Here is a 20,607-nt window from a genome sequence, read left to right as displayed (position 1 = left end):
GGGATAAATATGCAAGGAAAAATAACAACATTTTATGTTTTAGCAAAATGCCCAAACTGTGAAGAAGAAACAGAAGTGCATCAATCTGAACTTCGGGCAGAAGTAGCATGTTGTCAGCATTGCGCCGAAGAGTTTGAAATAGCTTTAGATGAATAGTATTAGGGGAATAACATGGCACATGAATTAATTAAAAAAGGCACAAAAGTAAAATATTACCCAATCATTACAAACAAAAGCATTTTCTCTGAACATGAAGTTATAAGTGAATGCTGGGAAATTTGCGGTGAAATGGTTGTCAAAATCAGCGGTAAAAGCGGTGGTGTAAGCATCAATCACCTTGAAGCTATTTAGAGGAGCTATAAAGGCTATGAACACTGAATTAAAAGCCCAATGTCAGCATCACTTTATACGTTTAATTAAGCGCGGAGTACCGATACTTGCATTTGATTGCCCTAGCTGTAACACGCAATTATTAACTACACGCCCTGGCATTGATCAGGAATGGGAAACGCTATCAACCTGTTGGCGGTGTGATTGTATATTCTTGAAAATGTCTGATCACCATAAGGTACGTACTCAAATACCACCGCATTTAAACAATGCAAAGCAATAACTTTGTACTGCTCACTGCGTTGCAACTTAGCGGCGGCGCTAAACCTAAGCAGTGGCAGTACGAATACGGTTTAAACCTGCTTAACCGGTATATCAACCAACGCAAGTTATTTGGCCTAAACACGACAGGCATGATGGACGAATACCGCGAAGCATTTAGAGAAATTAAAGGTAAATGATGAGTGGAGCAAGAGAAATAGCAGGCAAAGCAGTTGATAATATCGAAGAGCTGTTAAGTGATATGTTTGCTGGTGATTACGCAGACAATGAAGTGTCATTAGGGGTATTATTAAGTGGTAAAGAAGAAATACAAGTGCAGCTTAAAGTAACACGCTCACCTAGTGATTTTATCGATACTGATTACAGCGACTGGGACGCCAGTTTCAAAAAAATATAATTGTATTTAAACCATGTTTAAACCTTATTTAAATTAAATTGGCTTGCCCCCTTGTATTGGCAAGCCTTTTTAATTTAACCTAATAAGCTAGCTCTAAAACCCCCAGCCGCAAACAACTTTACAGTGTTACCCAATCCCCTAAATTGATTTACTACCAGCATGACAAATACAGTGCATGCGCCATTTATTGAGTTATTAGCTCAACAAATTATTAAGGCCAGTTCTAAAGCCGAGCAAATTGCAATTTCTCGCCGTTGCCCGTTAAAAGACCTGCCCGCATTGCGTACCCGCGTGAAAGAGCTGCTAAACCCAGCGAATAAAAAGCCGGTGCGTAATACCCGCTTACCTGCCTGTTACGTCCTAGTAAAACAACGTTTAACCAACAAAATAAGGACTCAACAGCATGGCTCTTAAACAAAGAGTGGCCGTTCCTACTGCCCCTAGTTTTATATTTCAAGAGTTGGTACCTAAAGCCACGTTTGAACTATTTAACGATACCCCATTATTTTTAATTCATTTATTTGATGACCGCGCATTGCGCATGCTGCAAAAACTACGCGACACGTTTGGCCCATGCACCGTAAACAACTGGTATTTTGGCGGCGCAAATCAATACCGTGGCTACCGCCCACTTGATTGCACAATAGGTGCTAAACGCAGCCAACATAAGCTAGGCAAAGCATTCGACTGCAGCTTTAAAAACTACACTGCTCAACAAGTACGTGACTACGTATTAACCCACCCACAAGAATTCCCATATATCACCGCCATTGAAGGGCAAGTGAGCTGGTTTCATTTTGATGTGCGCACGCCTACCTGGACGGGCATTAAAGTATTTAACCCGTAAGGAACACCCATGAATCAAGAGCAAGAAAACTTACTTTTTCAGGCCATTGGTGAAATACAGGGCAGCCAAGCCGCTATTTTAAATGACCTAAAAGATATAAAAGCCGATATTCATCAAAGCATTGAAAAAAGCGAAGCGCGTCAAAAAGAAATAACCGATGGCTTAAAGCTTGATATAGAAAAAAGCGAAAAACGCCAAATTGCAGCCATTAATAAGCAAGATGACCGCTTAAGCAAGGTTGAAGAAAAACTAACAAACCAACGCGTTAAAGTCGCTGCCATGGGTGGCACTGCGGGTTTGGCTGTGTCGCTTATTGCCTATGCTGTAAAAAATGGGATGGCGGGCTAATGGCACACCCAGCTGAAAAGAAAAACGCCGTACGCCACAGCTATGTAACCGAGCTGCTTGCGTTAAGTGTTGCCGCTATTAAGCACAGTGTGGCCGATGGCACCGCACGACGCTGGAAAATGGAAGCTAAAGACAATGGTGACGATTGGGACTTAGCCCGTGCAGCAAGCCGCCGTAGCGAAGGCACAGCAGGGGAGTTTACCACCGACTTTATTGAAGAGTTTACCATTCAAGTAAACGAAACCTTTGAGCTTTTAAAATCAGCCGAAGGCGCAGCACTGCCACTTGACCAACGCACAAAAATATTGAGCTCACTTACCGATATGATGAGCAAGGTAATGAAAGTGTCGGGCGGGAATAAAAAGCTTGAAAAGCGTACCATTGCCACCGAAGTGCTTAAAATTTTGGCTAAGTTTGTGTCAACCAAATACCCTGACTTTGCGCCCGAATTTGTTGAAATACTTACCGCGTTTGGTCCTAAGCTCGATACGGAGTTAGACGACTAATGGCCGATATGAATTCACGCGAGTTTTTAGCTGAAATAGAACAAATAACCGGTTCGTTACGCCGCGATATTGAAGCAAAAGAGCGCAACATAGACCCAAGCCCCGCTGCAATAAAATCACGCCGAAAACGTGTACTTGGCGGCGATTTTGAGTTTTTTGTTTATACGTATTTTCCGCATCATATGTGGCTTGATGACGATCAAACAGCGTCTGAGTTCCAAAGCTATTTTATGAACTGGTTTCCCGAAGCACTCAAGCTTAAAAATGGCTGGAAAAACTGGTTTGTAGCCCCGCGTGGTGAAGGCAAAAGTACCCTTGGGGTAAAAATTGCCCCTGTGTATGTAGCGGTGCTGGCGCTATTGCAAGACCCTGAAATTTGCCAAGACCTGGGCCTTGCCAAAATAAAGCAATTTATTGATTTTGTAATTTTGTTTGGTGCTGAAACAAAAATGCCAACCAAAACACTCGAGGTAGTTAAAACTGAGTTGCTTAACAATAATAACTTGGCTTTAGACTTTCCCGAAGTGTGCCAAAAATCCCCTGTATGGAAGTTAGGCGAGTTTGTAACAGCGCAAGGCGTGCGCTTTGAAAGCCGTGGTGCTGAGCAGTCAGTACGCGGTACGTTCCATGGTGCCAGCCGCCCTAAGCTACTGCTATCTGATGACATTATTACCGATGCCGAGGCTAAATCGCCCACAGAACGTGATAACCGTTGGCGCTTTTTAGAAGCAGCCGTGCAATACCTTGGCCCACCCGATGGCACCGTTAAATTTTTAGGTGTAAACACCGTTTTAAATAATGACGACCCAATCAGCCGAGCCGAAGAAGCACCAGGGCATATTGTTCACCGCTTTAAAGCCATTAAACAAATGCCTGAGCGTATGGATTTATGGGAAGAGTGCCGCGATTTAATGGTGCATGACGACAAACGCTTTGAAAAACGCGCTGCAGCAAAGGGTGAGGCTGTTTCAACTGAGCAAAAACCCTCGTTTAAATTTTGGTTAAAGCGTAAAAAGCAAATGCTTAAAGGTGCCCAAACCAGTTGGCCAAGTGTGCGTACACTCTACGATTTAATGTGTATGTGGGCGGCTAATAAACGTGAGTTTAACCGTGAAATGCAAGGCATTGCCAAAAGTGACGAAGAAGCCATATTTTACCAGTTTGATTTTTGGGTAGACCGCTTAAACGAATGGATACCCTATGGCGCGTGCGACCCAAGTATGGGCAAAACAGAAAAAGCCGATCCCAGTGCTATATTAGTGGGTTTTTATTCCCAAGATTTACAAAAGCTGCACGTTGAATACGAAAGCCGTAAGGTTCGTGGTACTAGCCGTTTACTTAACGACTTAATTCGCGCCCAAAAAGAATATAACTGCCGCGTATGGGGCTTTGAAAATAACAATGCCTTTGATTTTATGCGTAGCCAATTTATTACTACAGGCTTAGAGCAAGGTATAGCACTGCCTTTACGTGGTGTTACTGCCACCATATCTGCAGAGGAACGTATAGGCTCACTTGAAACTTATGTAACCAATACGCCGGCACAAATTGCCTTTCATTCACGGTGTCGCTTACTGCTCGACGAGCTTGAAAACTGGCCAGAAAAGCAAACAACCCATCACTACGATTTAAGTTGTGCCCTGGCTATTTTATGGATGATAGCCAGTACAGGGGCAGGCGGCGTTCCTCGTGTAAATAGCCGTAAAGTGACAAAACAAATAAGGGGCTATCATGTTTAAAAGCAAGCCACGTATTACATCAAAAGCATACGCTGCGCTTAACCGTATGTTTGACCAAAACCGCTTAGACCCAAGCCTAACAGCGCTTATTACTGAGCTACCAAATCCAGATCCAATACTGCGCCGTGCGGGTAAAAACACCGCTATTTATGAAGAAATAGCCCGTGATGCGCACGTTATTGGAGAGTTGCGCTCACTGCGCAGTGGCTTATTTAGCTTTAACACTGAGCTTGTACCAGGCGGTGACGACGCAGCCAGTTTAAAAAGTTATGAGTTAGCTAAAGCCTTTTTTGCCCGTAAACCATGCCCACATACCGAATGGGCCGATATGGACTGGCACAATTACAGCGCCATTTTAAACGGTTTTAGTGTTACCCACTTGGGCAAGTACATTAAAAACAAAGACCATTGGCAACCCGAATACGTAGAAACATGGCGTAACAGCCGCTTTGCGTTTAATAGTGATCACGAGCTATTAGTAAAAACCAGTGAAAACCCACAGGGCGAAATAGTCGATTCTCGTCGTTGGTCGTGTGTTCGCCATATGCCAAGTGCCGAAAACCCGTATGGTATTGCATTATTAAGTAGTTGTTTTTGGCCATGGACGTTTAAGCATGGCGGCTTTAAGTTTTTTGTACAGCTGTGCGAGCGCTTTGGTATTCCATTTCCTGTAGGTAAATACCCAATAGGCAGTAAAGATTCAGACATAAATAACTTACTTGATGGGCTAGCTAGGCTTGTTCAAGACGGCATAGCCGCCATACCCGATGACACCAGCATTGAAATCATCGAAAGCAAGCTATCTGGCGAGCCAGTGCCCGAGCGCTTGGTTAACTTTTGTAATGCTGAAATAAGCAAAGCTTTAACCAGTCAAACCTTAGCAACAGAGCAAAAAAATGGCGGCGCACGTGCTGCCAGCGAAACTCATGCAAAACGTGCAGGCGACAACCAACGCTCAGACAGGGCGCTTGTAGCGTCATATCGCAATCAGCTTTTAAATTCGCTTCATACGGTAAATTTTGATGGTGGCGAACCGCCAAAATTCATCTTTAAAGACAAACGCGAAATTAACACCGACACCGTAACCCGCGTGCGCGAAACCGCCCGTATTGTCCCAGTTGGTGAAGACTGGGCTTATCAAGAGCTCGGTGTACCTAAACCAAAAGACGGTGAAGCAGTACTTGATGTGCCCGACGAAGGCCATGGCATTGCAACACCTGCTAAAACCGAGTTTTCCAAAAAGCCAACTGAAAGCGTAGAGCTTACCAACGAGTTAGATGTGTTTGATCACGCAACAGACGACACCATTAAACAGCTTTTTAATTTTGCTCAGGCATCAAAAGACCTGGATGAACTTAAACAAAAAATCACCTCACAATTCCCCGATATTTCAGACTCTACGCTGGTGCAAGTAGCCCAATCAGCAATGGAGTATGAGTTTATGGCAGGCATGAACGAGGCTAATTCTAAAACTGTGGAGATAGACAATGAATAATGTTCCTGACGGGTATTTAAAAGACGGCAAAGGCAATTTAGTCGCCATTGCTAACATCAAACAAACCGATTTAATCAAAGACGAGTTTGTTAAAAAAGCCATTGATAAAGCGATTAAAATGCAAGAAGCACTGGCAGAGTTTAAACAAAGTTTAATGGCTGAGGCCGACGACTTTATAGAGCTATTAGCTCAAGAACATGGCGTTAACTTAGGCGGTAAAAAAGGCAATGTGATGTTACGCACCTTTGACAGCCAATTAAAAGTAACTCTGCAAACGCAAGAACGCATTGAACTTGGCCCAGAACTTACCCTTGCTAAACAATTAATTGATCAATGCCTAGATGAATGGACCGAAGGCGGCAATCAAAACATTAAGGCTATTGTTAGCAAAACGTTCAATACCGATAAGCAAGGTTCACTTAACCCGCAACGCATTTTAGCGCTGCGTAAACTCGAAATTACTGACGATTCAGGCAAATGGGCTAAAGCCATGAACATTATTGCGGAATCCGTTGGCGTGGTTGACTCAACCCGCTTCATCCGCTTTTACAAGCAAGATGATAACGGCATTGAACAAGCAATTTCACTCGATATAGCAAAACTGTAGCGGGGCGCTTATGGCCATTACAAAAGAGCAGTGGGTAGAGATAGAAAAGCACTTAGCTGGGCTTTTTAGCTCCGTTATTTTCAAATATGGTGAGTTTGAAGTTACTGTAACGCGAAGTCGAGTATCAGAATCGAAAACAAGCTTAGTGGTTTACGTAGACGGTGTAATTAAAGGCGGCTGGTACTCTAAAGACAACGAGCGCCCTGCATGTATTCCTGATGTGTGGCGTAAACGAACCCGCGCAAAATATACAGCTAAATCAATTAAAAGTTTTGAAAAAATATGGGGTAAGCGCCGTGCAAAAAAAGAAATGCCAGAGCTTTATGAAGTAACTGAATACCACACATGCGATTTTACAACCGCTAAAAGCCTCGTTCGTCAGTATAAAAAGCTCGAAGGTTTAGAGCTTATTAAAATTGGCGGCAAATCATTTGATGACTATATAAAGGTATAACTATGGACCCAATTACAATAGCACTTGGCCTTGCAAAGCTTACTGGCTTGGATAAAAAAATAGGCAGTTGGATAGGGGGCGACAATGGATCAAAGGTCGCGTCTAAAGTTGTTGATATGGCGCAAACACTCACTAATTGCGGTTCACCACAAGAGGCTATGAACCGTATTCAGCAATCGAGTGCATTACAACAAGAGCTCAGACAAACCATATTAAACCGTGAAAAAGAGCTTGATGATTTAGCGTTTAAAAACACTCAAAGCGCCCGCAACATGCAAATACAGGCACTTAATCAAGATGATAAGTTTTCTAAGCGCTTCATTTATTATTATGCGTGGTTTTGGTCTGTTGCAACGGTTATATACATAGGCTGTATAACGTTTTTAACCATTCCTGATACCGCCACACGCTTTGCAGACACCATTTTAGGCTTTATTTTAGGCACCGTTGTGGCGTCAATATTGAATTTCTTCTTTGGTAATAGCCGTGATAATTCACGCAGAAATGAAATTCAGGACATTCAACAGTCACTAAAAGAGCAATAATATGACCTTACCAGCTCCACAATATGGCGACCTTGTAAAATTCAAGGAAGCCATTTCTCACTTTAAAGACAAAATTAAGCTAACAAGTGAATCATATAAAGATTTACAAGGCTTAATTCACGCCAAGGCATTTACTGTTGCCGGTGCAACTCAAATCGAAATTATAAACGAGCTATATAAAGCAGTAGATAAAGCGATTAGTGATGGCGAAACTATATCGGACTTTAGAAAACGCTTTGACAAAATAGTGAGTGATCAAGGTTGGTCATACAATGGCAAGCGGGGCTGGCGCACAAAAGTTATTTATCAAAACAATAAAAACACCGCGCTTGCAGCTGGCCGTTGGCAACAACAAGAACGTATAAAACAGCGTAGGCCTTATTTATTATACTTAACTGCTGGTGATAGCCGCGTAAGACCTGAACACGGTAAATGGAATTATATTTTATTGCCTGTGGATCATCCTTTTTGGGATACACATTATCCACCGAATGGTTATAACTGCAGATGTAAAGTGGTGTCACTTAATGCGCGCGATATAGCACGTATGGGATTATCTGTTACCAAGCCTGAAAAAGTAGATAAGTTTATGGAGTCATTTAATGTTGTTGATCCATCAACAGGTGAAGAGCTAAGTAAGTTACCAGGCATTGATTTAGGTTGGGATTATAATCCAGGGAAAGCATGGTTAGGTGCAGACATTGCAGCGGGTAAGTCAGTCATAAATCTGTCAAAGGATTTACAACAACTGGCGGTACCACAATTTAACGAAGCGGTTTTAAAATCTAAGCAGTACTATATAAAGCAGGTAAACTTGCAAGCAGCAAAGTTGGCACTTAAAAAATCAGGAGCCGATGGCCAGCAATTTACGCTAGGGCACTTGCCAGTAAATTTACTAAACGAGTTATCACGTAAAAACGCACCTATATATAGTAGCACTGTTACAGTGAGCAGCGCTCAAATTGAAAAGCTCTTAACTGGCCAATTAGCAATTGAACAAATACACGAACTAATGAACGCTGTTCAAAATCCAAATACGTTTGCTTATATAGGCAACCAAGTAAAAATATCGTACCAAGGTTTTATGATCACAGTAGAGCTAGGCCCAACGTTCAATACAATAATAGCTGCCGAAAAACTTTAAATATCGGCAGCTCAAAATATTTAAACAGCGTTTAAAAGGCGTTTAAAGTGTATTTAAAGGAAAGTTAAACGATCAGAAATGATCTAATTCTAAACGTATAATGAGCAGGAATGATTGGGTAATGAGTCAGTTTGAACAGGTTTCGTCTAAAACCAAGCGTAATTCAAATTTAACTAATTTTCCGCTCAGGATTAGCTAACCCCAGTAATAATGGGCTTTTCCAAAAGACGAGGGCGAAAATCCTCATATCATCATTATTCTAGAAATGAACAACCCCTTACAGTTAGTTTGCTTAAGTACATATATATGCTATTTAACATAATATAAATTATAGGTGGTAATATATCTATATATAAGCAGCGCTCTATTTTAAAAGCTTTAAGCTCACTAAGTCCAATACTAGACGGTATCGGACATTAAGTGACTTTAAACAACTATTATGGTTATTCATAGTTATCACCTTGAGGTTCCTTAATGCTTAGCTTAATATTAAAGCACAAGCCGTAAAAAACATTGAAGTATTCATATGGAATTTGTACGCCCACTCGAACCAATTTTAATTATTGATGATGTTAAACAGATCCGCGTTGATTTAAGCCAAGTATTAGCCGGTTTAGGTTTTGATGACATTATTGAGTGCGATAATTTTAATTGTGCTAAACCTCTGCTTATTGAAAAATCACCCAACGTTATATTCTTAGATGTTGATTTACCTGATTCTGAAAGCATTGAAATTTTAGAGTCGATTAACAACGAACACCCTCATGCACATGTTGTTATGTGTTCAGGCCACAATAGCTTTGAAACAGTGCAAAATACCTGGGAGCTAGGCGCAAAAGAATTTATAGCTAAGCCCTTTAACGCGCAAAAAGTTGATGCGGTAATGAAACGTTTAGAACTCATAGATTAAAGGAAATTATGCAGCACATTGTTACGACAATAATTGATGACCTATCTACCGTTATATTTGGTAAACAACAACAAATAAAATTAGCGTTAGCCTGTTTATTTAGTGAAGGCCATTTACTAATTGAAGACTTACCCGGCATGGGAAAAACCACTTTGTCGCATGCATTAGCTGCAGTACTGGGGTTATCGTATCAGCGTATACAATTTACCAGCGATTTATTGCCCGCTGATATTATTGGCACCAATATATTTAATAATAATGAACATAGTTTTTCATTTCATAAAGGCCCAATTTTCAGCCAAGTGGTGCTCGCTGATGAAATAAATCGCGCGGGTCCTAAAACACAAAGTGCTTTATTGGAGGCGATGGAAGAACATCAAGTAACAGTAGATGGAGACAAGTACCTGCTCCCTACTCCATTTTTTGTAATTGCGACTCAAAATCCATTATATCAGGCAGGTACATACCCGTTACCAGAATCACAACTAGATCGTTTTTTAATGCGAATAAGTTTAGGGTTTCCACCTAAAGATGCAGAAAAACGGTTACTGTTAAATAATCAAAAACGTGACTATTCGCAGTTACCGCAGCGAATTGAACAACATCAACTTAAGCAAATTCAAGATGCTATATCAAATATCACGCTAAGTTCGCCGGTGGTTGATTATATAATTGAGTTAGTGACTTATACTCGTGAGTCTCAAACATTAACGACTTCGCTTTCCCCAAGAGCCAGTATGGCACTGGCTAAATCGGCCAAAGCGTGGGCTTATATTGAAGGCCGTGATTATGTACTACCCGAAGATGTACAGGCTGTTTTTTCAAGTGTGTGTCAGCATCGATTAGGTTTACATAGTGATGCGGGCGATACACAAATAGCGGCCATTTTAAAACATGTTTTAGTGCCCGTTTAGGTAAATGCGTATTTATAAATTTAAGCGCCCTACTTTTATTGACGATATAAAAAGCGCGATTTTAACTGCCTTATTAAAAAATAAGCACAAAAAAAATAGCATCACCTTAAAACATAATACTATTTATGTTTTACCATCCACGCTTGGCGTTTACTTTAGCGTTGTTGCATCATTAAATTTTGTAATGGGGATTAATTATCAAAATAATTTAATTCTGTTTATGGCTTATTTAATGTTTGTGATTATATTTTTTGCATTGTTATTGGGCTACAGTAATGCCAGAGGTTTAACTGTCAGCTTTAAATACGCCATTGACAGTTTTGCGCCTCAGACACCACAGCTAGTTTGGCAAATAGAAGCCGATGATCCTTGCCAATCCATTACATTGAGTTACCCCAAGGATTTAAAAAATGCGTGTTACATTACGCGCGTTAAAAATGAAGTAATAAAATGCCAATTATCATTACCTTACACCAAGCGAGGCTGTTACAAGTTAAAGCCAATAAAAATTGCCAGTAATTACCCCTTTGGTTTAGTCAGTGTGTGGAGTTATATACAACCGAATAAAGCAGTGTATGTTTATCCGTCAATAATTAAAACAACAAATCAAAAACACCAAAACTTAGTTGCAAATAATACCGATGAAGGCACTGAAAAACATAAAGGTGATGATGAATTTGAAAGTTTAATTACTCATTTGCCAGAAATGGGGTTACAGCGAATATCATGGAAGCACTATGCAAAAACACAGCAATTACTTGTAAAACAATTTAGTGATTTTAAATCAGCGGAAGCACAATTCGATTTTAACTTAGTCACGGGCGATACCGAACAGCGTTTAGGGCAACTCTGTTTTTTAGTTTGCCAAGCATTTGAAAGTGATATTAATTATTCTTTAAAACTTCCTAATAAATTAATCACCACCAATTCAGGCAAGCTGCATCATCAGCGCTGTTTACAAGCGTTAAGCCAAGTCGGTAATGATAATGAATGAGATTAAAAACCATCGCGTTATTAACTTTGCTCTATCGTTTATTTATTTAGGGCTAGTCAGTTTTTTTACAGAGCACTTACCCCTGCCCTTTATTGCAATGCTTAGCGTGTTATGTGGCTGGAATGTTTATTTAACAGTTAAACAAAAGCAGAAACCCAACGCGTGGTTTGCTAATGGATTGGCCGCCATTGCATTAATTATTATGCTAAGCAGCATAGGCTTTAAAGATACCGTTGTATTGTTTGTAGCCATGCTGTTATTGTCGTGTGTTTTTAAATTATTGCAGGCAAAATCAAAACAGCATTACCAATTGATCATTACCCTTACGTTCTTTTCACTCTCAGCGGTATATTTGTTTAGCCAAACCATTTTTACTACCTTAGTTATAAGCACCTTCTATATTTTAAACTTTGCGGTGCTAGGGTTATTAGAGTCTAGTCATAGCTTAAAACTCTCTTCAAAACAAAGTGCTAAAATTATGCTACTGGCCTTTCCTTTAGCCGTAATACTTTTATTATTTTTACCTAAACTTCCGGCATTTTGGCAACTACCTGGTCCAAAAATGGCACAAACAGGATTATCTGAACAAGTCGATCCGTTTGATATAGCAAAGTTATCAAATTCTGATGAACTGGTATTTAGAGCAAAATTTAATGGTACACCACCCCCTACGCCCTATTATTGGCGCGCTATTGTACATGATGAATTTGATGGTGCAGTGTGGAAAACATCCTCCTTTTTAAAGCAAGCGTTGATATTACCCGCTAAAAAAAGCACGAGTGAAAATGAGGCTCAGTATACGGTTATAGCTGAGCCTGCTATTTCAGATTGGCTATATGGGCTTGGTTTTTCAAGCAGTGAAAGCCCCAATGTTATTGCCAATACTTTAGGTTTATTACGAAAACAACAATATAAATCCAAGGTTTTACAATATGCAGTTAATAGTGAACCGTTATCTAGTACATCGCTTAATAAGTCCCAACAGCGGTTTTATAGCCAATTAACTGTTAGTAATAATCAAAAATCTCAGCAGTTAGCGCAACAATTAAAAAATAATAGCGCCAATGCCGATGAATTTTTTAATCGACTTTTAAGCTATTTTTCAAAAAATGAATTTAGCTATACACTTACACCCACCCCCATGCGCGGCGAAAATACGCTCGATCAGTTTATGTTTGATAATAAACGCGGTTTTTGCGGGCATTATGCCAGTGCCGCCGCCTTTATTTTTAGAAGTGCAGGTATTCCTGCGCGTGTTGTCAGTGGCTATTTAGGAGGCGAGCTAAATAAAAACAGTGATTATATGACTATTCGTCAATACGATGCGCATGCCTGGGTTGAAGTATATACCGGTGCCGGTTGGAAAGTATTTGATGCCACAGCGGTTGTCGCACCCGAGCGGTTAAACGGCTCCTTGTCACAAAGTACCACCCTTAATGACGAATTTAAAAATAATATTAGCTTTGGACTCGTTAGTTTAAGTAACTATGCCGCCATTAATTGGCTTAGACTTGAATTAGAAAACTTAGATTATCAATGGTCTAGTTGGGTGCTTGGGTTTGATAAAGACAAACAACAAGATTTATTTGCTACCTTATTTGGTAATAAGTTTATTTGGCTGGTGCCACTTGGGGTTATTATTATTTTAATTTTGAGCTTTACGGCTTACTTTATTTATTTAAACAGACCTAAAGCCTCAACAAAACAACCGCCACTGGTCAATGAGTATTATGAAATTATTTGTTGGGCTAATAAACACGCGATTAGCTATCCTGAAAATGCCACGCCAACCCAAACTTTAGAACACATTAGCAATCAAGCGCCCCATGCAGAGCAACAAATAACCGCTTTTTGTGAGTTATTTAAGCAAGTGCGCTATGCAAGGCATCCATTTACTAAAGAACGTAAAAATCAGGCTAAAGATCTGATAAAATTAATTAAATCTACAAAACAGAGAAATCTATGAACGCAGTTATTATCGGCGTTATTTTAATGCTTGGACTCACTTTAGTCCGTGTAAATGTGATTGTTGCAATGACGATAAGTGCACTGGTTGCCGGATTAACCGCTGGCATGGGATTGAAAGAAAGCATCGATGCATTTAATTCAGGGTTATCGTCAGGTGCCGAGATTGCTTTAAGTTATGCTATGTTGGGCGCATTTGCCGTGGCAATTTCTAAGTCAGGCCTAACACGTATTTTAGCCGCGAAGTTATTGGCAAAAGTTAACGCACAAACTGGCTCAAGCGAAAGCCTGCTCAGCTATTTTATCCTGTTTATTATTTTGATTTGTGCTATTTCATCACAAAATTTAGTCCCTGTTCATATTGCGTTTATTCCTATTCTAATTCCGCCGCTATTAGTGGTGTTTAACAAATTGCGATTAGACAGACGCGCCATTGCTTGTATTTTAACCTTTGGTTTAGCCACCTCGTATATGGTACTCCCTTATGGGTTTGGTGGAATTTATTTATACTCAATATTACATAAAAACCTAGTGGATAATGGCCTTGAAATAGTCAATACCAGCGTACCTTTGGCGATGATTATTCCTGCTATTGGCATGTTCGTGGGGTTGTTAATTGCGCTGTTTATTACTTATAGAAAACGCCGAGAATATACAAATACCGCCCTTACCGTTGAGAGTAAACAAACAGAAATTGATAACCCCAAAAAAGTAATGATGGTTGGTTTATTTGCTGTTGTTGCGTCGTTAATTGCTCAAAATGCCAGTGGCTCTATGATATTAGGCGGCCTAGTTGGCGTAGTTATATTTAGTGTATTTGGTGTGGTTAAGTGGGAAGAAAACGGCGACGTATTTAGTAAAGGCGTGGCAATGATGGCCATGATTGGTTTTATTATGATCTCAGCACAAGGTTTTGCCGCGGTCATGAAAGAAACCGGACACGTAGCCAGCTTAGTTCACAGTAGCGCCGCAATTTTTGATGGTAATAAGCCGATGGCTGCGGCTGTAATTTTATTAGTCGGCTTATTTATAACGATGGGAATTGGCAGCTCGTTTTCAACGGTGCCTATTATTGCCACCTTATTTGTTCCTTTATGTTTAGAGCTAAACTTTTCGGTTATGGCAACCACTGCACTTGTTGGTACTGCTGGCGCATTAGGTGATGCCGGCTCCCCTGCCTCCGACTCCACCTTAGGGCCAACTTCCGGCCTTAATGCTGATGGTCAGCACGATCATATTTGGGATTCAGTGGTACCAACCTTCATTCACTTTAATTTACCGCTATTGGTATTCGGCTGGATAGCCGCCATGGTACTTTAATTTTTAAAAGGTGTGCTTTGTGTACGCCTTTTTATTTTGAAATTTACACCCTCTTTTTACTCATTATCCAAACAAACACTAATGCTAAGTTTGTAGCACCAAGAAATAAAGTATGATGTGTTCTTAATGGGTTTTAATATAAGCACCAAACTAGGTGCTTATATTAATTTACTATTTAGCGTTATAACTCAAAGCCATGTAGCATTTTATCGCATACTACCGGTGTTGGTCTGTGGTTATCATCCACGGCAACAAAGGTAAAACTACCCGTAATGGCAGAATGCTTATTATCTTTGTGCATAGTTTCTAGGAATATTTCAACATCTACTTTTAAACTGGTTTTCCCTACATGCGACACTTTTGAGATTAATTCAGCAAATGAACCTGCCGGAATAGCCTCTTTAAAATCTACTCTGTCAGATGAAATAGTCACTAATGGCTTACGGCAAAAACGGGTAGCTGCTATAAAAGCAACCTCATCCATCCACGCTAATGCATCACCACCAAATAGCGTATTGTGGTGATTAGTACGCCCAGGAAATACCGCTTTTGTAACCGATGTGGTCGAATCTTTTATACGCTGCGCAATAATTGCTTCGCGCTCTACTTGAGTCATAATCTCTACTTTTTGTTTGCTAATGTGTCTTGCATCAATAATGCAGGGTCAAGGCGTTCACCTTGCCAATTAAATCGCCAATCTAAATGTGGGCCAGTTACACGGCCCGTAGCACCTATTTCAGCCACTTTCATACCTTGTGTAATTTTATCCCCCACTTTCACATCTAGCTTGCTTAGATGAATGTAAGTCGAGGTAACACCGTGGCCATGATCTAAAATTAATGTGCCACCTGAGTAATATAAATCTGGTTCAGCAAATACCACGGTACCGCTGATCGGCGCATACACAGGAGAGCCTGTTTTATTTGCTATGTCTAAACCAAAGTGTGGTCTGCGTGGTTCACCATTAAAGTAACGCTGGCTTCCATAAACACCTGAAATACGGCCCTCAGCAGGCCTGAGCACAGGCTGTAAAAAGTACTCTAGGTCAGAGTTAACAGCGCGCGCTTTTCTTACCGCGACCGCTTCACGGCTAATACGTTCACTGACCGCTTTTGGTGGCGATACATATTTTTTTGCAACACCGGTTATTTTATCGATGTTGTAGTCACGAAGGGTTATAACTAAATCTTGGCTGTGGTTTTTTCCACTTTTATCAACCCATGATAAAGTGTGGTTTGGTTTTGCATCACGACCAAAACCAAATACAAATAAGCCAGTATCAGATAGCTTTAATGGATTATCATTTAAGCTAACCGATTTTGCGTTATTTAATTGCCCTGTAACCAAGCCGCCTTGAGTTAAATGCCCTTTTAGTTCAACTGCCAAAGCACTAAAACTAAATGATGCAATTAACGCCGAAACTAATAAGGATTTAAGCATAACTAATTGACCCTTTGCCAACGCCTTCATAAGCGGTAATTTTTACGTCTTTTTCTGGATGCTGCAGTTTTACTTGGCCGGCAATATACTCAGCAATACATTCTACTGTGGTATCTATGGGTAAAATGTCGCAACGCGATTCGCTAATAGCCATTTCAAAATAACCTTGCGCGGCTGTATATGCAAAACACACGTCATCCTCTTTGGCGATAATATGTTTTAATTCAGAGGAGCTGATTTGATCTTCGCTGGTAGCTAAGTAAATATCTTGCCATTTATCAGCCCACTGTTTTTGTAAACGAGGCATAGAGATACCGCCAAGGCTTATACCAATTTGTGAACGATGGCCATGAATAATGCGCTGGCAATTACCATCATGCTTTTTAAGGCCATGGCTGTAGTGGTAGTAAAAACTTTGGTTGTGCTCAGGCTTTAATACCAGTTCAATTTTTTCAATATTATCAGGAAGCTGTGGCAGTATTGTGGCAACTAAATACTCTGTAACCGACTCAATGGTTATCTTATCGGTATCTATCAGGCAAAAAGCTTGATGAGGCGCACTCATTGCAAGGTGCTTATTCTCACCAAATGTACAATCTAATGTTTTATGATCAGCAAATTCATTAATGCTACCGTTTAGGTTATTTGGAACAGCTAAACGGTGATCAATACACTCATCAATAATGCCTTTTATTTGCTTTTTAACTAAGCCAAAGTCTAAAACCATAGACTCTTCATTTAGTTTGCCATGTAAAGTCAAATCAACAATCCAACTTTCGCCAACTGCACCGCGTTTATTGCATAAGTAAGAAAAATCAATCACAGTGAGTGAGTTAACAAAAAGGGTCATAAATTTCCTTTAAACTGATTAAAAGTCAGCCCTAATTATAATGATTTCTGTTAGTAATTGCGCGGTTTAATCATACTAAAATCAGTTGCATTGTCTGATTGGCTATATTTAAACCATTTTTTAACTGCTCCGAGTTGTTTAGCGTACAAGTGTACGCTAAAGTACGGGGCAATTTCTAAGCAAAGATAAAGTGTTATGGAACCTAAAAATAGCTATACAAAAGAAGATTTGATCCTTTGTGGTCAAGGTGAAATGTTTGGTGAAGGAAATTGTCGTTTACCAAGTGACAACATGTTAATGATGGATCGTATCATCTCTATCACCGATGATGGTGGTGAGCACGGTAAAGGCCAAATTATTGCTGAGCTAGATATTGACCCTAGCCTTTGGTTTTTTGACTGCCACTTTAAAGGCGACCCTGTAATGCCGGGTTGTTTAGGCTTAGATGCAATGTGGCAACTGGTTGGGTTTTTCTTAGGCTGGTCTGGTGGCCCTGGTCTTGGCCGCGCATTAGGTGTAGGCGAAGTGAAATTTACTGGCCAAATTCTACCAACGGCAAAAAAAGTAACTTACCGTCTCGATATGAAACGCGTTATTAAACGTAAGTTGTTTATGGGCATGGCTGATGGCACTGTTGAAGTAGACGGCCGCGTTATATACGAAGCAAAAGATTTAAAAGTGGGCTTATTCCAAGACACTAGCGCGTTTTAATTTTAACGCACGCAACAAAAAAGCCTCTAACTAGAGGCTTTTTTGCTTAAATTCGTTGTGAGTTTATGTTTTATACATATTGCGATTTTCTATTGCCTCGCGCCAACCACCAAGCCACTCAGACTTAGGATCAACTTGTTGATAAGGGCAGTGCTCTTTTGAGCGACCAGCTAAACCAGCTTTAAAACCTTGAGAATGAGCTCTTTCTAAACGATCTCTTTTCTGTCTCTTCATCGGTAAAATCCTCACCTTTATATTTATATTTTTGTAGCATTAAATTCATCTACATTTAATAAATAGCCAACAAAAATGTTAAATTCAAACACAAAATACAATTAATTTGTTTGACTTTAACTAAGCTGCTGATGCAATGATAAATTAATTTAAAAATAATTTTATTGATCAACTTTAACCAATTTAACTTTATTAAAATGTTCCGGTACATCGGTTCAAAACACATAAGTGTCATATTTGTGACTAACAATATACCCTTAAGTTCCCAATTAATTTGTAATCAAAAAATGAACGTCAGAGCTGTTTTAAAAACATTCCAAATAAAAGCTTGATTAATTAAAACCGATCGGTCTAATATGAAGCATGAACAAAACACCAGCAGTTGCAACTAGGCGTGGCCGCCCACCCAAAATAGCCAGAGACAGTGCCGATACAAAAGCGCTGCTCATTCGTATGGGCTTAGAAACCTTAACTGAGTTTGGCTTTAGTGCCACCGGGCTCGATACCATATTAAAAAAAGCAAAAGTACCAAAAGGCTCTTTTTATCATTACTTTAAAAGTAAAGAAGCCTATGGCTTGGCTCTTGTTGATGCCTACGACGATTTTTTTATAAATAAACTTAAATTTTACCTAGAGCAATCTGAAGTCCCCGCACTTGAGCGCATTGTTAATTTCACACAAAGCGCAATTGCTGGAATGCAAAAATATGATTACAAACGCGGGTGCTTGGTGGGTAACTTAAATCAAGAGCTTAATCATTTAAGTGACGACTTTAAAACCCGTTTAATGCAAAGCTACATCGCTTGGCAACAACAATTAAAACGATGTTTAGATTTAGCCCAGCAGCAACAAACTATTAATCCACACATTAATACCGAACAAATGAGTGAATATTTTTGGGTGGGTTGGGAAGGCGCAGTAATGCGAGCTAAACTAACCCAATCAAGTAAGCCACTTACTTTATACACAGAAATGTTTTTACGCGCATTACTCAGTTAATGCATTTTTTATTACCAATTTAAAGACGATCGGTCTAAAAGGAAATCTAATGAGCAATTCTATTAAAGCTATTGTTATAGATAAGCAAGACGACAACTACACTGCAGCCCTAAGCACCATAAACAGTGACGATCTGCCAAACGAAAATGTATTAATTGATGTGCTTTACAGTACCTTAAATTATAAAGATGGCTTAGCCATCACGGGTAAAGGCCCTGTTGTACGTAGCTTTCCTATGGTGCCGGGGATTGATTTAGTGGGTACAGTGACTAGCAGCGACAGTGCTGAATTTAAAAGTGGCGACCACGTTATTTTAAATGGTTTTGGTGTTGGCGAAAAGCACTGGGGTGGCTTATCTCAAAAAGCGGCACTGAGCAGTGATTGGTTAATTCCCCTACCCGCTAACTTATCACCTAAACAAGCTATGCAAATTGGTACTGCCGGTTATACGGCAATGCTCAGTGTTATTGCACTAGAAAAGCAAGGCGTTACTCCCGAGTCAGGTGAAATCTTAGTGACCGGTGCTAATGGTGGCGTAGGCAGTTTTGCTATTTATTTACTAAGCCAGCTAGGTTATCAAGTCACCGCTGCAACAGGTCGTATGGAGCAAGCAGACTATTTAAAATCATTAGGAGCAACTAATGTAATTGATAGAAATGAGTTTTCTAACCCTGGTAAACCTTTGCAAAAAGAACGCTTTGCTGCAGCTATTGATTCTGTAGGTAGTCACACACTTGCAAATATTTGTGCATCACTTAAATATGGGGGGGTTGTTACTGCTTGCGGGCTTGCTCAAGGTATGGACTTACCGGCCTCGGTTGCACCATTTATTTTACGTGGGGTTTCATTAATGGGTATTGATAGCGTTATGCGCCCTAAAGCGGATCGTGTTGAAGCTTGGGAACGTTTAGCTTCATTAGTTAATGCCGATTACTTGGATAAAATTTCAACTGAAATAAATCTTGATCAAGTCATTGAAAGCGCCGAGCAACTAATGCAAGGCCAAATTCGTGGTCGTGTAGTGGTTAATTGTCAAAGTTAAGCATTTTTGCTACTAAACTCTCGTTATTAAATTTATAATGTTCGCTGATTTTTTAATAACGAGAGAACACCTATGAGCAACCAAGAACTTTTCAGTAATAACCCACTGCAAGGCGTTAAATTAGAGCAAGTGGTTGAAGAACTGGTTGAGCAATATGGGTGGGAACTTCTGCATGCCTACTTACAACTTAACTGCTTTAAAAATAATCCAGACATTAAATCTGCAGTTAAATTTTTGCGTAAAACCGAGTGGGCACAACAAAAAGTAGATAATTTCTATTTGTACCGCCTTAAAAACTTACCTCGCCCAGATGACGTACAATACGAACTGCCTCCACGCGACCGCATTATTCCTGAAGGCGATAAACCAGGTGAGCCTTGCGAGTTAAGCTTTTCTGATGCAAAACGTATTCAAGAAAAAAAAGCAGCAAAACAACGTGCGCGTACCCGTAAGCAACGTTCAAATTCAAGTAACCCGTGGGGTAACTAATACACCTTTTAGGCAAGAGTTAACAATAAACGTTAGCTCTTGCGT

28 protein-coding genes are annotated in these 20,607 nt (G+C 40.0%); 24 read left to right on the top strand and 4 right to left on the bottom strand.

The genetic code is table 11. The features are described from left to right. Positions 1–9 precede the first annotated feature (9 nt). The 20 genes from ABZP26_RS08295 (at position 10) to ABZP26_RS08200 (ending at position 14,797) form a co-directional block, all read left to right on the top strand. Complete coding sequence (locus tag ABZP26_RS08295) at positions 10–156, top strand: hypothetical protein (protein WP_368484755.1); 147 nt, start codon at positions 10–12, stop codon at positions 154–156. A gap of 15 nt (positions 157–171) precedes the next feature. Further along, entirely contained in the window at positions 172–351 is a 180-nt protein-coding gene (locus ABZP26_RS08290; protein ID WP_368484754.1) for a hypothetical protein, read from the top strand. Positions 352–367: 16 nt separating this feature from the next. After that, positions 368–613: a hypothetical protein gene (locus tag ABZP26_RS08285; protein ID WP_368484752.1), complete on the top strand. Its 246-nt coding sequence runs from the start codon at positions 368–370 to the stop codon at positions 611–613. Further along, complete coding sequence (locus tag ABZP26_RS08280; RefSeq protein ID WP_368484751.1) at positions 600–791, top strand: hypothetical protein; 192 nt, start codon at positions 600–602, stop codon at positions 789–791. Before ABZP26_RS08285 ends, ABZP26_RS08280 begins: the two co-directional genes overlap by 14 nt. Continuing rightward, entirely contained in the window at positions 788–1,009 is a 222-nt protein-coding gene (locus tag ABZP26_RS08275; RefSeq protein WP_368484750.1) for a hypothetical protein, read from the top strand. Before ABZP26_RS08280 ends, ABZP26_RS08275 begins: the two co-directional genes overlap by 4 nt. Before the next feature lie 159 nt (positions 1,010–1,168). Beyond that, positions 1,169–1,423 (top strand): hypothetical protein, encoded by a 255-nt coding sequence (locus tag ABZP26_RS08270; protein ID WP_039036983.1) that lies wholly within the window; start codon positions 1,169–1,171, stop codon positions 1,421–1,423. Further along, complete coding sequence (locus ABZP26_RS08265) at positions 1,413–1,856, top strand: hypothetical protein (protein WP_368484749.1); 444 nt, start codon at positions 1,413–1,415, stop codon at positions 1,854–1,856. The genes ABZP26_RS08270 and ABZP26_RS08265 overlap by 11 nt, the downstream gene beginning before the upstream one ends. Positions 1,857–1,865: 9 nt before the next feature. Then, on the top strand, positions 1,866–2,204 hold the full coding sequence (locus ABZP26_RS08260; RefSeq protein WP_055012195.1) for a hypothetical protein: 339 nt from the start codon (positions 1,866–1,868) through the stop codon (positions 2,202–2,204). Beyond that, positions 2,204–2,710: a DUF1804 family protein gene (locus tag ABZP26_RS08255; RefSeq protein WP_076921176.1), complete on the top strand. Its 507-nt coding sequence runs from the start codon at positions 2,204–2,206 to the stop codon at positions 2,708–2,710. The genes ABZP26_RS08260 and ABZP26_RS08255 overlap by 1 nt, the downstream gene beginning before the upstream one ends. Then, positions 2,710–4,449 carry a hypothetical protein gene (locus ABZP26_RS08250; RefSeq protein WP_368484748.1) on the top strand — a complete coding sequence of 580 codons (1,740 nt, stop codon included), beginning with the start codon at positions 2,710–2,712 and terminating at the stop codon, positions 4,447–4,449. The genes ABZP26_RS08255 and ABZP26_RS08250 overlap by 1 nt, the downstream gene beginning before the upstream one ends. Beyond that, entirely contained in the window at positions 4,442–5,944 is a 1,503-nt protein-coding gene (locus tag ABZP26_RS08245; RefSeq protein WP_368484747.1) for a DUF935 family protein, read from the top strand. Before ABZP26_RS08250 ends, ABZP26_RS08245 begins: the two co-directional genes overlap by 8 nt. Further along, on the top strand, positions 5,937–6,551 hold the full coding sequence (locus ABZP26_RS08240; protein WP_368484746.1) for a DUF3164 family protein: 615 nt from the start codon (positions 5,937–5,939) through the stop codon (positions 6,549–6,551). Before ABZP26_RS08245 ends, ABZP26_RS08240 begins: the two co-directional genes overlap by 8 nt. A gap of 10 nt (positions 6,552–6,561) precedes the next feature. Further along, on the top strand, positions 6,562–7,005 hold the full coding sequence (locus ABZP26_RS08235; protein WP_368484744.1) for a hypothetical protein: 444 nt from the start codon (positions 6,562–6,564) through the stop codon (positions 7,003–7,005). 2 nt (positions 7,006–7,007) lie between these two features. Further along, complete coding sequence (locus ABZP26_RS08230; RefSeq protein ID WP_368484743.1) at positions 7,008–7,550, top strand: hypothetical protein; 543 nt, start codon at positions 7,008–7,010, stop codon at positions 7,548–7,550. Position 7,551: 1 nt separating this feature from the next. After that, positions 7,552–8,694, top strand: coding sequence for a phage minor head protein (locus ABZP26_RS08225; protein WP_368484741.1), 1,143 nt, complete (start codon positions 7,552–7,554; stop codon positions 8,692–8,694). Between the two features lie 526 nt (positions 8,695–9,220). After that, positions 9,221–9,604 carry a response regulator gene (locus tag ABZP26_RS08220; protein ID WP_368484740.1) on the top strand — a complete coding sequence of 128 codons (384 nt, stop codon included), beginning with the start codon at positions 9,221–9,223 and terminating at the stop codon, positions 9,602–9,604. 8 nt (positions 9,605–9,612) lie between these two features. Beyond that, positions 9,613–10,518 (top strand): AAA family ATPase, encoded by a 906-nt coding sequence (locus tag ABZP26_RS08215; protein ID WP_368484739.1) that lies wholly within the window; start codon positions 9,613–9,615, stop codon positions 10,516–10,518. A gap of 4 nt (positions 10,519–10,522) precedes the next feature. Further along, positions 10,523–11,512: a DUF58 domain-containing protein gene (locus tag ABZP26_RS08210; RefSeq protein WP_368484738.1), complete on the top strand. Its 990-nt coding sequence runs from the start codon at positions 10,523–10,525 to the stop codon at positions 11,510–11,512. Then, on the top strand, positions 11,505–13,478 hold the full coding sequence (locus tag ABZP26_RS08205; RefSeq protein WP_368484737.1) for a DUF3488 and DUF4129 domain-containing transglutaminase family protein: 1,974 nt from the start codon (positions 11,505–11,507) through the stop codon (positions 13,476–13,478). The genes ABZP26_RS08210 and ABZP26_RS08205 overlap by 8 nt, the downstream gene beginning before the upstream one ends. Beyond that, positions 13,475–14,797 carry a Na+/H+ antiporter family protein gene (locus tag ABZP26_RS08200; protein WP_368484736.1) on the top strand — a complete coding sequence of 441 codons (1,323 nt, stop codon included), beginning with the start codon at positions 13,475–13,477 and terminating at the stop codon, positions 14,795–14,797. Before ABZP26_RS08205 ends, ABZP26_RS08200 begins: the two co-directional genes overlap by 4 nt. A gap of 181 nt (positions 14,798–14,978) precedes the next feature. On the opposite strand, the gene ABZP26_RS08195 is transcribed toward ABZP26_RS08200, so the two are convergent. The 3 genes from ABZP26_RS08195 to ABZP26_RS08185 are packed head-to-tail and all read right to left on the bottom strand — an operon-like array spanning position 14,979 to position 17,087. Further along, a complete protein-coding gene (locus ABZP26_RS08195) occupies positions 14,979–15,413 on the bottom strand; it encodes an acyl-CoA thioesterase (protein ID WP_368484735.1) in 435 nt (144 codons plus the stop codon). 5 nt (positions 15,414–15,418) lie between these two features. Further along, positions 15,419–16,237 carry a M23 family metallopeptidase gene (locus ABZP26_RS08190; RefSeq protein WP_368484734.1) on the bottom strand — a complete coding sequence of 273 codons (819 nt, stop codon included), beginning with the start codon at positions 16,235–16,237 and terminating at the stop codon, positions 15,419–15,421. Continuing rightward, complete coding sequence (locus ABZP26_RS08185) at positions 16,230–17,087, bottom strand: 6-carboxytetrahydropterin synthase (protein WP_368484733.1); 858 nt, start codon at positions 17,085–17,087, stop codon at positions 16,230–16,232. The genes ABZP26_RS08190 and ABZP26_RS08185 overlap by 8 nt, the downstream gene beginning before the upstream one ends. A 195-nt stretch (positions 17,088–17,282) precedes the next feature. Between ABZP26_RS08185 and fabA the strand changes: the two genes are divergently transcribed. Next, positions 17,283–17,798, top strand: a complete 516-nt coding sequence (fabA, locus tag ABZP26_RS08180; RefSeq protein ID WP_008114654.1) for a bifunctional 3-hydroxydecanoyl-ACP dehydratase/trans-2-decenoyl-ACP isomerase — start codon at positions 17,283–17,285, stop codon at positions 17,796–17,798. Between the two features lie 63 nt (positions 17,799–17,861). On the opposite strand, the gene rmf is transcribed toward fabA, so the two are convergent. Further along, the gene (gene rmf, locus ABZP26_RS08175) at positions 17,862–18,032 is read right to left on the bottom strand and encodes a ribosome modulation factor (RefSeq protein WP_008114656.1); all 171 of its coding nucleotides are present in this window, start codon (positions 18,030–18,032) and stop codon (positions 17,862–17,864) included. A gap of 363 nt (positions 18,033–18,395) precedes the next feature. On the opposite strand from rmf, the gene ABZP26_RS08170 reads away from it, so the two are divergent. The 3 genes from ABZP26_RS08170 to ABZP26_RS08160 all read left to right on the top strand — a co-directional run bounded on the left by ABZP26_RS08170 (position 18,396) and on the right by ABZP26_RS08160 (position 20,562). Continuing rightward, positions 18,396–19,031, top strand: coding sequence for a TetR/AcrR family transcriptional regulator (locus tag ABZP26_RS08170; protein ID WP_368484731.1), 636 nt, complete (start codon positions 18,396–18,398; stop codon positions 19,029–19,031). Between the two features lie 49 nt (positions 19,032–19,080). Continuing rightward, positions 19,081–20,073: an MDR family oxidoreductase gene (locus tag ABZP26_RS08165; protein ID WP_058154590.1), complete on the top strand. Its 993-nt coding sequence runs from the start codon at positions 19,081–19,083 to the stop codon at positions 20,071–20,073. 72 nt (positions 20,074–20,145) lie between these two features. After that, entirely contained in the window at positions 20,146–20,562 is a 417-nt protein-coding gene (locus ABZP26_RS08160) for a VF530 family DNA-binding protein (RefSeq protein WP_008114664.1), read from the top strand. Positions 20,563–20,607: the final 45 nt, after the last annotated feature.

Origin of the sequence: Pseudoalteromonas sp. SD03, assembly GCF_040937955.1 — a bacterium.
In the GTDB taxonomy this organism is placed as follows: Bacteria; Pseudomonadota; Gammaproteobacteria; order Enterobacterales; family Alteromonadaceae; genus Pseudoalteromonas; species Pseudoalteromonas tetraodonis.
Note: the sequence above shows the minus strand (reverse complement) of the source record. Positions and strands in the feature narration are given on the sequence as shown.